Below are 12,365 nucleotides of genomic sequence, written 5' to 3' on the forward strand. Positions count from 1 at the left end.
GCTTATCTGTTGGGTATTTGCTCAATGACCTTTTTAAAAGCTGTGGCTATAGGCAGCGCTTCCATTTGTGCCAATGTCACAAACCTGCCCTGTGAGATCTGATCCATAGTCTCTTTTGGCATTTCATTCTCCCTATTGCTTACTAACAGTGGCTTCATTTCCCACTTAAGGTGGGTAAATACATGCCTAACTGTGTTCAGTGGTTTAACCAGAAGCAACTGGTGCTTGATATTATCAAAAACGGTTTTATCTAACATAACAAATCCCCAAGTATTTGCTAATAGCCCTTCTTCGGGCCTTTTAACCATATAGTAGCTTTGTTCTTTTTTAAAAATAATGACATAATAATACAAAGTCTTACTGTTTACTTTTTTACTTTTAACTGGATAATTTTCTGCTACTCCCGTTTGATAGCCACCGCACAATGTCTGTACCGGACATGCGGTACATTTAGGGTTTTTAGGAGTACAAACCAGTGCGCCGAGTTCCATTAAAGCTTGATTAAATCGATTAGGATCACTCGGCATAAGCGCCATAACCCTTTCATCAAATATTTTTCTATTTTTAGCAATACTAACATCTTCTTCTATTAAAAATTGTCTGGCAAGTATTCTCATTACGTTGCCATCCACCGCTGGAATAGGCTTATGAAAAGCAATACTTAAAATAGCACCCAAAGTATATGGACCAATTCCAGGTATTTTCTTAATAAGGTCACTATCAGTCGGGAAAACGCCCCCATATACTTCGTCTATCATTCTAGCGCCCTTATGTAAATTCTCAGCTCTTCTATAATAACCAAGCCCCTGCCAGTAAGTATAAACTTCTTCTAAAGAAGCACTGGCTAAACTATGAATAGTCGGAAATCTATCTATAAACCTTTCATAATACGGAATCACAGTATCTACCTGCGTCTGCTGAAGCATAATTTCTGATACCCATATCGCATAAGGATCATTTGTGTTTCTCCATGGCATTTCTCTTTTATTGATGTCAAACCAAGCTAGTAATCTTTCTGCATAATCCATAGCAAATTCCTTCCGTCATATAATACATTTTATATTATACTTATTTTACCATAAGTTCGGGAATTAAAACATATTATTTCCTTGGAAATATATATTTTTTTACTTTTTTCTCCATTTTTCTCAAATTAAGCAATATAAGTGTTTATTTTACGTTTTAATATGAAGTCAAAAAACTACAAATACTCTTTGTAAATTGAGTATCTATATAAGGTTCGTAAGGCTGACAGGGATACCTTACGCCTTTCCCGCCAACCCACGGCCTACCCGAGTCAAGTCGTAAGATACCCCTGCCTGCCAAGCGAACCTAATATCAGGACTTCAATTATAAAGATACCTAATATACTGCTATATGCAGTAGTTTTCGCACAGTCTGGTGGGTAGGCGGGAGAGCTAAAAGAGTTCCCTCACTCCCCTGCGGACTTTATCCAATAACCTAAAAAACAAAATCATAAAATAAAGTGCCCTAAATACCTTTTTTCAGGTCTTTAGGACACTCTCCATACATTTTATAAATACTACTCTATCTTTCTTCTTTCAAGTTCAGCCTTACAATAGCTTTCTTAAGAGCAATCTCAGCTCTTACTTTGTCCATACTATCTTGTGACAAGCGGCCTTCTGCTCTTTCTTTAGCTTTTGCAGCTCTTTCAACATCTATGTCGTCCGGAAACTCTGAGGCGTCTGTAAGAATAACTACACTGTCAGTTGTAACCTCTGCAAAACCTCCCATAGTTGTTGCTTTCTTTAGTACGCCATCTTGCTTATAGCGAATAACGTTATATCCAAGCAGTGCAACTACCGGCTCATGGTCATATAGTATCCCCATATCCCCTTCTGTTGTATGCAGTATCACTGTCTCTACTTCTTCATCTAGTATCATTTTAAGCGGTGTTATTATTTGAAGCCTTAGTTTATTTTTTTCCACACCTATCACCTACAATGTTTTAGCTTTTTCTATAGCATCTTCAATTGTTCCTACCATAAGAAACGCATTTTCTGGCAGTTCATCATGAAGTCCTTCAAGAATTTCTCTAAATCCACGAATAGTTTCTTTAACTGGCACATATTTCCCTTCCATACCCGTAAATGTTTCTGCTACGAAGAATGGTTGTGAAAGGAACTTTTGAATCTTACGTGCACGGCTAACAACCACTTTATCTTCTTCTGATAACTCATCCATACCTAAAATGGCTATAATGTCCTGAAGTTCTTTATAGCGTTGAAGGATTTCTTGAACACCACGAGACACTTCATAATGTTCTTCCCCTACAACTTGAGGATCAAGGATACGAGATGTAGATTCCAGTGGATCTACCGCAGGGTAAATCCCTTGTTCAACAATTGCACGAGAAAGAACTGTTGTTGCATCCAGATGGGCAAATGTCGTTGCTGGTGCTGGGTCAGTTAAGTCATCGGCTGGTACATATACTGCCTGAACTGATGTAATAGACCCTTTTTTAGTAGACGTAATACGTTCTTGAAGTGCGCCTACTTCTGTTGCAAGAGTTGGTTGGTATCCAACAGCACTTGGAATACGTCCTAAAAGTGCTGAAACTTCTGAACCAGCTTGAATAAAACGGAAAATATTATCTACGAATAATAGTACGTCTTGTCCTGACTCATCACGGAAATATTCCGCCATCGTAAGTCCAGTTAATGCGACACGCATTCTGGCACCTGGTGGCTCATTCATCTGACCAAATACCATTGTTGTTTTATCTAGAACCCCAGACTCTCTCATTTCATGATAAAGGTCATTTCCTTCTCTTGTACGTTCACCTACTCCTGCAAATACAGAAAATCCACCATGTTCGGTTGCTATATTACGAATAAGTTCTTGTATAAGTACTGTTTTTCCTACTCCTGCTCCACCAAAAAGACCGATTTTACCACCTTTAAGATATGGGCATATAAGATCAACAACTTTAATTCCTGTTTCTAAAATTTCTGCTGAAGTAGACTGCTCTTCAAATGTAGGCGCTGGTCTATGAATAGGCCATTTTTCTACATCTGGATTTTCTTTGCCATCTACTGCAAGTCCTGTTACATCAAATATACGTCCAAGTGTTGCATTACCTACTGGAACTGAAATAGGTGCTCCAGTATCTAAGGCTTCCATTCCTCTTACGAGTCCATCTGTAGCCGACATCGCAATACAACGTACTACATCATCTCCAAGATGGAGTGCTACTTCTACTACTAGTGTTTCTCCATCTTGTTTTTTGATATTAATAGCGTTATATAGCGCCGGAAGATTTTGCGGACTAAATTTAATATCAAGGACAGGACCAATGATTTGAACAATATGTCCTATGTTTTGTGCCATGTACTCTTTCACTCCTTTGTTTGAATTAATCCTGGACATTTTTTGCTGCCAGTTTAATTATAAATTATTTGAGTGCCTCGGCCCCGCCTACAATCTCTGATAGTTCTTGCGTGATAGCTGCTTGTCTCGCTCTATTGTACTGAATGTTCAACTTTTCCATAATTTCTTCTGCATTTTCAGTTGCAGAATCCATCGCTGTCATTCTTGCACCTTGCTCACTTGCACTCGCTTCTACCAGACCACCATATATTACGTCTGCTACATATCTTGGAATAACGTATCCAAGCACAGCTTCTGCTGATGGTTCGTAAACTAAAAGATCATTTGGCAGTCCGTCTTCTCTAGTTTCTTCACTCTTTATACTTTCTATATCTATTGGCAAAATGCGAATCATAGTAGGCTCTTGCTGAATAGAAGATTTAAAACCTGTATAAGCCAGATATACTTCTCCAACTTCACCTTTAATAAACTTATCTATTGCGTAATCAGCAATTTCTTTTGCCACTTTATAGGTAGGCTCTTCTGATATACCTAAAATTTCTTTAAAAACATTATAACCTTTTGCTTTAAACAGCTCTTTGCCTCTTTTTCCAACTACAACTAAGTGAGCTTTTTGCTCATCTTTTATATGTTTCATAACTACTTTACAAATATTTGCATTATAGCCTCCGCAAAGCCCTCTGTCTGCTGAAAGGGTTATATAGAGTGCCTTATCAGATTCATTTGGCTTTAAAAAAGGAGATCCTATACCATTTGCATTTTTAGCTATTGACTGCATGGTTGTAAGCATTTTATTAAAAAAAGGTCTTGTTTTAAGTGCAGCTTCCTTGCTTTTATGAAGCTTTGATGTTGCTACAAGGTTCATGGCACTCGTAATTTTCTTGGTGCTGTCTATGCTTCGTATTCGCCCTTTAATATCTTGTAAAGACGCCATTTATCGCACCCTCTCTGTTAATTAGTTTGCTTTAAATCCTTGTTTGAATTCCACAACAATATTTTTAAGTTTTTCTTCCAGATCTTTTGTAATACCTTCTTTTTTAACAAGCTCTGCAAGAATCTCTGGATACTTCGTATCAACAAATTCAACTAATTCACTTTGGAATCTAACAACTTCCGCTACTGGTATATCTAAAAGATATTTTCTAGTTGCAGCGTATAATATAACGATTTGATGTGCAACACTAAGCGGTGCATATTGCGCCTGCTTAAGCACTTCCATAATACGCTCTCCTTGCATAAGCGCATTTTGAGTCGCAGTATCAAGGTCTGATCCAAATTGTGCAAAGGATGCCAGTGAACGGTACTGCGCAAGTTCAACACGGATAGGCCCTGCAATTTGTTTCATCGCTTTAATCTGAGCAGCGCCTCCAACACGAGATACCGAAAGACCCGGGTTAACCGCTGGCCTTACCCCTGCGTTGAAGAGTTCTGTCTCTAAGAAGATTTGTCCATCTGTAATAGAAATAACGTTTGTTGGAATATAAGCTGAGATATCTCCAGCTTGTGTTTCAATAATCGGTAAGGCTGTAATAGATCCGCCGCCTCTTTCGTCTGAAAGCTTTGCAGCTCTTTCTAGAAGACGAGAGTGCAAGTAGAATACATCCCCTGGATAGGCTTCACGACCTGGTGGTCTTCTAAGAAGAAGGGCCATAGTACGAAAAGCTACTGCATGTTTAGATAGATCATCATAAACAATAAGTACATCCTTACCATTTTCCATCCATTCTTCACCTATTGCAACCCCTGCATAAGGTGCAATATATTGAAGAGGTGCAAGCTCACTTGCTGTAGATACAACAACTGTTGTATAGCTCATCGCATCATTTTTTTCAAGCGTACTTACAATTTGTGCTACTGTAGAAGCTTTTTGTCCAATAGCAACATAAATACATAATACATCTTTACCCTTTTGGTTAATGATCGTATCTATTGCAAGTGCTGTTTTACCAGTTTGTCTATCTCCGATTATAAGCTCTCTTTGTCCACGTCCAATAGGAACCATTGCATCAATGGCTTTAAGCCCTGTTTGAAGTGGTGTATCTACTGATTTTCTTTCAATAACCCCTGGTGCTATACGTTCAACTCTTCTAAATTTATCTGTGTTAATAGGGCCTTTACCATCTATTGGCTGACCAAGGGCATTAACAACACGTCCCATAAGCGCATCGCCTACTGGAACCTCTACAACACGACCAGTTGATTTCACTGTGTCGCCTTCTTTAATATTTTGATCTGAACCTAAAAGAACAACTCCAATATTGTCTTCTTCTAGGTTAAGTACCATACCATAAACACTGCCCGGAAACTCAAGTAACTCTCCTGCCATTGCTTTTTGTAAGCCATGGATACGTGCAATACCATCACCTACAGTAATAACAGTTCCTACCTCAGCTATTTCCAGGTGCGCTGTATAGTTTTTAATCTGCTCTTTAATAATGCTGCTTATTTCTTCTGGTCTCAGATTCATTAACTTATTACACCCCTTTCTATGCAAGTTTAAGCTCAGTTAACTGCTTCTTTAATGTTTGCATTTTACCTTTAATACTTGCATCTACAACTTTATCTCCAACTCTAATAACAAGTCCTGCTATAATAGACGCATCTATCACAGTGTCAAGCTCTATTTGAGTCTTTGTACTATTTTCTAACTGTGTTTTAATTGCTTCTAACTGACTTTCCTGAAGAGCTACAGCCGAAGTTACTGTTGCTTTTAAAATACCTTTGTGATTTTTTACCATCTGCAAAAATGCTTCAAAAATATTAAGCAAAAATTCTTGCCTGCTCTTTTTAACGGTAAGTATCATAAGTCCAACAAGTGCTGGTGATACCTGATCAACAAATATTTTTTCTATGAGGGAAAGTTTCTCATCTACAGTTACTTTTTTACTTTGAAGTATTACTTCAAAATTGGGCTCTTCGCGAAACAGATTTACAATAAGCTCCGCTTCTTTTACATAATCTTCTATCCTATTATCCGAAATAGCTAGGTCAAATAGGGCAGTAGCATATCTTTTAATAGCTAGCTGAGCCACTGTACATCCCCCACTTCTTTTATAATTTCGTCAATTAGAGCATTATGTTTTGTTTCATCTATAGAGGCACTCACAAACTTGCTGGCCATAATAGTTGATATTTCTATCATTTCTTTTTTAAGATCATCTTTAACACGTTCTTGCTCAAGTTTGATGTCACTTAATGCTTTTTGTTTAATATTTTCTGCTTCTTCTCTTGCAGCTTTGATGATTTCTTCTTCTCTTATAAGTGCCTTTGCCCTTGTATCTTTTAAGATTTGGTTAGCTTCATCTTTAATATTTTTAAGCTTCGCTTCATAATCAGCCTTTAATTCTATTGCACTTGCTTTTTGACTTGCAGCGTCACTTATAGTCTGTGCGATAGTATTTTTTCTTTTATCTAAAAACTCCGTTACGGGCTTAAATAAAAGTCTATAAAGAATCCATATGATCACAAAAAGTGATATCCATATAACTCCTAAATCCCAAAGTAAAGCCATATCAAACCCGATAATTTTACTTGGCTCTGTGGCAGATAATAATGTAATAAATGATGTATTCAAAGGGAAGCACCCTCCTTTCTATACTAGTAGTGCTTTTTAATTATCCTATTAATTGCATATATCTTGTAATAAGTGGGTTCGCAAATAAAAGAATAATTGCTACAATAAGGCCATAAATCCCTGTTGTTTCTGCTACCGCTGCTCCTAAAAGCATTGTACGTACTACATCTGATTGCGCTTCTGGCTGACGGCCTACGGCTTCTGCACCTTTACCAGCTGCATACCCTTGTCCAATACCTGGTCCTATCCCTGCTATCATTGCAAGTCCTGCACCTATTGCTGAGCATGCTAAAATTAGAGCTTTTCCATCGATTTGATTTTCCATAATTAAATTCCTCCTTAAAATACTAGCTTTGATCATTTAGTTTATTATTTAAAAATATTAACAAATAATAATAATAAAGCAATAATAAGCGCATAAATACCTGTTGTCTGCGCAACTGCTTGTCCAAGAAGCATGGTTCTTATAACAAGAGGCTGTAGTTTAGGTCTTTTGCCAACAGCTTCTGCTGCTTTGCCAGCTGCATAACCTTGTCCTATACCAGGTCCTATACCTGCTATCATAGAAAGCCCTGCACCTAGTGCTGAAAATGCGAGTACGAGCCCTATTCCTTCTCTTGTAACAAGTGGATTAGCAAATAGCATAACAATTGCTACAACCAGTGCAAAGATACCTGAAGTCTCTGCAACTGCAGCACCTAATAACATAACAAGTGTTGCAGGCCTTCCGCCCTCTTTAGGATTTTTGCCCATTACTTCTGTCGCCTTGCCCGCAGCATACCCTTGTCCAATACCAGGTCCTATACCTGCTATCATTGCAAGCCCTGCGCCAATAGCTGAAAACGCTAAAATTACTGCTCTTGGGTCAATTGGATTTTCCATATTGAATCCCTCCTTAATATACTCATTTTTGATAATCTGATTTGTTAGTTAAGGATGTTAACAAATAACAATAATAATGCAATAATAAGCGCATAAATACCTGTTGTTTGAGCAACTGCCTGTCCAAGAAGCATTGTTCGTACGATAAGAGATTGCAGATCAGGTTTCTTACCAACAGCTTCTGCGGCCTTACCGGCTGCATAGCCTTGCCCAATACCTGGTCCCATTCCTGCTATCATTGCAGTTCCTGCCCCAATGGCCGAAAATGCGAGTACTATGCCTATCCCCTCTTTAGTAATAAGTGGATTGGCAAACAGCATAACAATTGCAATAACCAATGAGAAAATACCTGATGTTTCTGCAACTGCCGATCCGACTAGCATCACAAGTGTTGCAGGTTTTCCGCCTTTCTCAGGATTTGCCCCCATTGCTTCTGCGGCTTTGCCTGCTGCATAACCTTGCCCTATACCAGGTCCTATGCCCGCTATCATAGCAAGTCCTGCCCCAATGGCCGAAAATGCGAGTACAAGCGCTCTAGGATCTACATTTTCCATCCATCCAAAAAGTAAATCAACCATTCCTGTCACTTTATTCACCTCATTTCTTTTTAGTCCATGGCACTTGATACAAACGTCATACTGAGCATGACAAAAATAAGGGTTTGAAGTGCCCCTGCAAAAACATCAAAATAAATATGCAGTACAGCTGGTAACCCAAGTGTAAGAAACCATGGCATCATAGCATAATACAATCCCATAATGATTGTTCCGCCTAATATGTTTCCAAACAGACGGAAACTCAGTGAAATTGGTGTTGCAAGCTCTCCTACAATGTTAATCGGTAATAAAAAAGGCATAGGCTCTAAAAATCCCTTGAAATAACTAAGCCCTTTTGATTTTATGCCATAACCATGGATCATAAAAAATGTAGTTAAAGCCAGTGCAAGAGTTGTTGCAAGATCTGCAGTAGGTGGCCTAAGGCCAACTAATCCTGAAAGATTTGATAATAGGATGAATAAAAACATAGGCCCGTAAAAATGGGAAAACCCCTTATTGTTTTTGCCCATAGTACTTGCAGTAAAATTTTCAAATGTATCTACTATGAGTTCAACTATATTTTGCAACTTACTTTCCGGAACTTCTTTAAAATTATTAAGCTTAATTCTCACAATTACTGCGATAATGGTCAGTACAGCCATAACTATCCATGTGTTAATATGTGTTGTTGTTATACCTATTGCCTGACCGTCTACCTCAAATAATTTGACGACAGTTTTTATGCCAAAATCTATATTTTGTTCCACCTACGTACACTCCTTTCTGTATTAAAATATATATGCAATGAGCTTAGAAAAGCTCTTATTGCCGCATTGATTTCTTCAAAAAAAGCTGCATATATGCTGCCACTTTCATAGAGATAAGACCTAAAAACACACCTAAAATATGAATACCAGGTTCGAGTACCGCAATAAATAATACTGCACCAGTAAGAAGATATCTTAGCATGTAATGGGCTGTAGCATAGTTCTTTGCTTTAATCTCTTCCATAACAACTGCTTTATTAAATGTGATTTCCATAAGCTTAAATTTAATAAGGGAAAATAGCAGTCCAATGAATACTCCTTTAGTCCAGCTCCATGAATCACCAACTACTAACATGCCTATAGTATATGCTATTAAGGAAAATGCTATCATACTAAGTGGTATAAAGTTTTTCTTAATAAAAGTCATACTCATTTGTCTCCCCCCTTCTTAATCTCTTTGCCTACGATATAAAACAAATTTCTAAATGCGCCGCCCACACCTAAAATGATAAGCACAATAGTAAGCCACGGCTCAGTATTCATCTTGTTATCCAAAAAAACTCCTAATAATGTACATAATAAAATAGGTGTAACCATAGAGATCCCCAACTGCGACACTAACATCAAAGAACGTGCCCAACTGCTATTTTTCATTGCTCTGCCTCCTATGATAGTTCCCCATGTTATTTTAACTCATTGCGCATATATAATTCTACAAAAATTTTGTTTTTTGGTAAATTTTTAACATATTCCTACAAAAAAATCTAAATTTAACGACAAACTTCTCTATTTTTTACTTGTAACAATAATCCTCTGGTCTTTCATTCCTTTTCTTAAAATGATAAAGGATCGCTTCCACTATTCTCCTTGAAGCTTCTCCATCACCAAATGGATTCTTAGCTTGTGCCATTTGACTATAAAGGTTCTTATCCATCAGCAGCTCTTTTGTAAGCTTATAAATAGTATCTTTTTCTACACCTGCTAGCTTTAAAGTCCCAGCTTCAATACCTTCTGGTCTTTCTGTTACATTTCTTAGTACGAGTACTGGTTTCCCAAGAGACGGTACTTCTTCCTGAAGTCCACCTGAGTCTGTAAGCACAAGGTAAGAACGCCTCATTAAATTATGCATATCTTTGATATCTAAAGGTTCCACTAAATGTACCCTAGGCACATCTCCTAGTATACTGTCTACTACTTCTCGTACTGCAGGATTTTTATGCACTGCATAAACAACTTCTACATCCGCGTGTTCAAGAACTACCTGACGAACAGCCTCACATATATTTCTTAGAGGCTCTCCTAAATTTTCTCTTCTATGGGCCGTCATTGTAATAACTCTGCGTTTAGCATAGTCAATATCATTTAGTTCCCCTACAGAAAACATATAATCTTGTTCTATTGTTGTTTTAAGGGCATCAATAACTGTATTGCCTGTAATAAATATACTTTCTTCTTCTACCGCTTCATTAAGCAAATTTTGTTTTGCAAGAGGTGTCGGAGAAAAGTGCAGATTGGCAAGTGATCCTGTAAGTTTTCTATTCATTTCTTCTGGAAAAGGCTCATATCTGTTAAAAGTCCTAAGACCTGCTTCTACATGTCCAACCGGTATTTGTTTATAAAATGCTGCAAGTGCTGCTACAAAAGAAGTGGTAGTATCTCCATGAACAAGTACAATATCTGGCTTAGCCTGATCTAGTACTTCTTCTAATCCCTTTAAAACTCTAACAGTAATCTCTGTTAGAGTTTGTCTTTGCTTCATAATATCTAAATCGTAATGTGCTTCGAGTTTAAATATATCAAGTACCTGATCTAACATTTCTCTATGTTGTGCCGTTACACAAACTATGCTCTCTATTGCTTCACTTTTTTCTAATTCTTTAACTAGAGGCGCCATTTTAACAGCTTCCGGTCTAGTACCAAATATACTCATTACTTTTATTTTATTCATTAGATGATTACTCCTTGATATTGAAAATATTCGCACATTATATGCTTATAATATGACTAAATAGTATAAAGATTATACTGTAAAAGAACTATTGCATTAAAGATTATTTTCCAATCCTACTCTTTACGATATCTTCATCTACAGCTAAAACTACTCTGTTTTTTCCCTTTATCTTGCCTCTAATTAAGGCATTATCAGCTGCCCTTACAGCCTGATGCGGATCATCTGCCATATCTGGATAGGTACATACCCCCAGCGTTACTGTAACAGGAATGTCAACATCATAAGTCAGCTGAATATAATATACTGCTTGTCTAAATTCTTCTAGAATATGTATAGCCTCTTCTATAGGAACAGGAATAAGGATGACAAATTCATCGCCTCCATATCTTACAACTTCTCCGCCATACTCCTTTACAGAACCTTTTGCGAGTTGTGAAATAGCTTTAAGCACCGTATCTCCTTTAAGATGTCCTAATATATCATTAACCTGTTTGAAGTTGTCGGTATCTATAACTGCTACAGTCATAACACTTTTAGCATGATAAACTTTATCAAGCGCTTTTTGAAGATGCCGCCTGTTGTAGGCTCCTGTTAAAGGGTCTGTCTGAGATTCTTTAGAAACGCTCTGCAGTAATCTTGAATTTTGTGCATTAATAGAAATAAATACAGTAAGCGTTTCAAAAAATGCAATGGTGTTATCTGTAAAAAAGTTAGGTTCTTCGTGTTCTAATACTAAGGCTCCAAAAATACTATTATCATTAAAGTTTTTAAGCGGGACAGCTAGTCTTGAAAGCGGGACATTAATACAGTCAATTAGTGGGCTGACTATTTCCTCTTTTTCAAATGTATATGAACCTTTTAAATCTCTCAAAGCACTTGGAATCTCCATTACTTTAATTGCTCTAAAATCATTTTGCAGCTCTACACTTCTAAAATAAACTTTATAGTCTCGTTCCTGAGCTATCCATAGATAACAGGTTGTAACGCCCATTACACCCATCAGCATATCTGTTAATATAGCCATAAGCTGCCTGAAAGAGCTTATATTTACAGCTTCTTTCATAATTTCGCCTAGCAGCCACAACATGCCTCTTTGTTGTTGTAGTTGTATTTCTAAGTGTTCTATTTCAAATTGTTTTTGCTCTGAAAGTCCACTATCCATTTCGCCATCCCCCCTTTAAGGAAAACTATGCTTCTTAAATCCCTGTATCAACTATAAATAAAGCCTGTTATAAGTATCAGTTTAAACATGGCACTTCTTCTATTCTTATAGTACTAATTTATACTAAATTGACAATAAAATC

At 37.3% G+C, this 12,365-nt stretch carries 15 protein-coding genes and 2 pseudogenes; all 17 read right to left on the reverse strand.

The features are described 5' to 3' along the window. Window positions 1-2: 2 nt before the first annotated feature. Window positions 3-1,028 (reverse strand): A/G-specific adenine glycosylase, encoded by a 1,026-nt coding sequence (gene mutY / locus BN3326_RS09185; RefSeq protein WP_069998898.1) that lies wholly within the window; start codon window positions 1,026-1,028, stop codon window positions 3-5. 520 nt (window positions 1,029-1,548) lie between these two features. Further along, on the reverse strand, window positions 1,549-1,950 hold the full coding sequence (gene atpC / locus BN3326_RS09190) for an ATP synthase F1 subunit epsilon (RefSeq protein ID WP_069998899.1): 402 nt from the start codon (window positions 1,948-1,950) through the stop codon (window positions 1,549-1,551). 9 nt (window positions 1,951-1,959) lie between these two features. Next, entirely contained in the window at window positions 1,960-3,351 is a 1,392-nt protein-coding gene (gene atpD, locus BN3326_RS09195) for a F0F1 ATP synthase subunit beta (RefSeq protein WP_069998900.1), read from the reverse strand. 64 nt (window positions 3,352-3,415) lie between these two features. Further along, window positions 3,416-4,285 (reverse strand): ATP synthase F1 subunit gamma, encoded by an 870-nt coding sequence (gene atpG / locus BN3326_RS09200; RefSeq protein WP_069998901.1) that lies wholly within the window; start codon window positions 4,283-4,285, stop codon window positions 3,416-3,418. A gap of 21 nt (window positions 4,286-4,306) precedes the next feature. Further along, window positions 4,307-5,818, reverse strand: coding sequence for a F0F1 ATP synthase subunit alpha (gene atpA / locus BN3326_RS09205; RefSeq protein WP_069998902.1), 1,512 nt, complete (start codon window positions 5,816-5,818; stop codon window positions 4,307-4,309). 19 nt (window positions 5,819-5,837) lie between these two features. Continuing rightward, on the reverse strand, window positions 5,838-6,383 hold the full coding sequence (gene atpH, locus BN3326_RS09210) for an ATP synthase F1 subunit delta (protein WP_069998903.1): 546 nt from the start codon (window positions 6,381-6,383) through the stop codon (window positions 5,838-5,840). Next, entirely contained in the window at window positions 6,371-6,925 is a 555-nt protein-coding gene (gene atpF / locus BN3326_RS09215) for a F0F1 ATP synthase subunit B (protein WP_083258615.1), read from the reverse strand. The genes atpH and atpF overlap by 13 nt, the downstream gene beginning before the upstream one ends. A 40-nt stretch (window positions 6,926-6,965) precedes the next feature. Next, on the reverse strand, window positions 6,966-7,250 hold the full coding sequence (gene atpE, locus BN3326_RS09220; RefSeq protein WP_069998904.1) for an ATP synthase F0 subunit C: 285 nt from the start codon (window positions 7,248-7,250) through the stop codon (window positions 6,966-6,968). 44 nt (window positions 7,251-7,294) lie between these two features. Further along, the gene (atpE, locus tag BN3326_RS22765; protein ID WP_304441256.1) at window positions 7,295-7,570 is read right to left on the reverse strand and encodes an ATP synthase F0 subunit C; all 276 of its coding nucleotides are present in this window, start codon (window positions 7,568-7,570) and stop codon (window positions 7,295-7,297) included. Further along, window positions 7,547-7,807: pseudogene (locus BN3326_RS22770) on the reverse strand (ATP synthase Fo subunit C); the annotation flags it as partial. The pseudogene BN3326_RS22770 and the gene atpE (BN3326_RS22765), both read right to left, overlap by 24 nt. A gap of 44 nt (window positions 7,808-7,851) precedes the next feature. Further along, window positions 7,852-8,124: an ATP synthase F0 subunit C gene (gene atpE, locus BN3326_RS22775; protein ID WP_442857204.1), complete on the reverse strand. Its 273-nt coding sequence runs from the start codon at window positions 8,122-8,124 to the stop codon at window positions 7,852-7,854. Then, window positions 8,098-8,361: pseudogene (locus BN3326_RS22780) on the reverse strand (ATP synthase Fo subunit C); the annotation flags it as partial. The pseudogene BN3326_RS22780 and the gene atpE (BN3326_RS22775), both read right to left, overlap by 27 nt. Before the next feature lie 53 nt (window positions 8,362-8,414). After that, complete coding sequence (atpB, locus tag BN3326_RS09235; protein ID WP_069998906.1) at window positions 8,415-9,110, reverse strand: F0F1 ATP synthase subunit A; 696 nt, start codon at window positions 9,108-9,110, stop codon at window positions 8,415-8,417. A gap of 55 nt (window positions 9,111-9,165) precedes the next feature. Next, window positions 9,166-9,543, reverse strand: a complete 378-nt coding sequence (locus BN3326_RS09240; protein ID WP_069998907.1) for an ATP synthase subunit I — start codon at window positions 9,541-9,543, stop codon at window positions 9,166-9,168. Next, window positions 9,540-9,764, reverse strand: coding sequence for an AtpZ/AtpI family protein (locus BN3326_RS09245; RefSeq protein ID WP_083258616.1), 225 nt, complete (start codon window positions 9,762-9,764; stop codon window positions 9,540-9,542). The genes BN3326_RS09240 and BN3326_RS09245 overlap by 4 nt, the downstream gene beginning before the upstream one ends. 139 nt (window positions 9,765-9,903) lie before the next feature. Further along, window positions 9,904-11,058 (reverse strand): non-hydrolyzing UDP-N-acetylglucosamine 2-epimerase, encoded by a 1,155-nt coding sequence (gene wecB, locus BN3326_RS09250; RefSeq protein WP_069998909.1) that lies wholly within the window; start codon window positions 11,056-11,058, stop codon window positions 9,904-9,906. Between the two features lie 103 nt (window positions 11,059-11,161). Further along, the gene (locus tag BN3326_RS09255; protein ID WP_069998910.1) at window positions 11,162-12,223 is read right to left on the reverse strand and encodes a sensor domain-containing diguanylate cyclase; all 1,062 of its coding nucleotides are present in this window, start codon (window positions 12,221-12,223) and stop codon (window positions 11,162-11,164) included. Between the last annotated feature and the right edge of the window lie 142 nt (window positions 12,224-12,365).

The sequence above is a fragment of the Cellulosilyticum sp. I15G10I2 genome, from assembly GCF_900095725.1.
Classification (GTDB): Bacteria; Bacillota; Clostridia; order Lachnospirales; family Cellulosilyticaceae; genus FMMP01.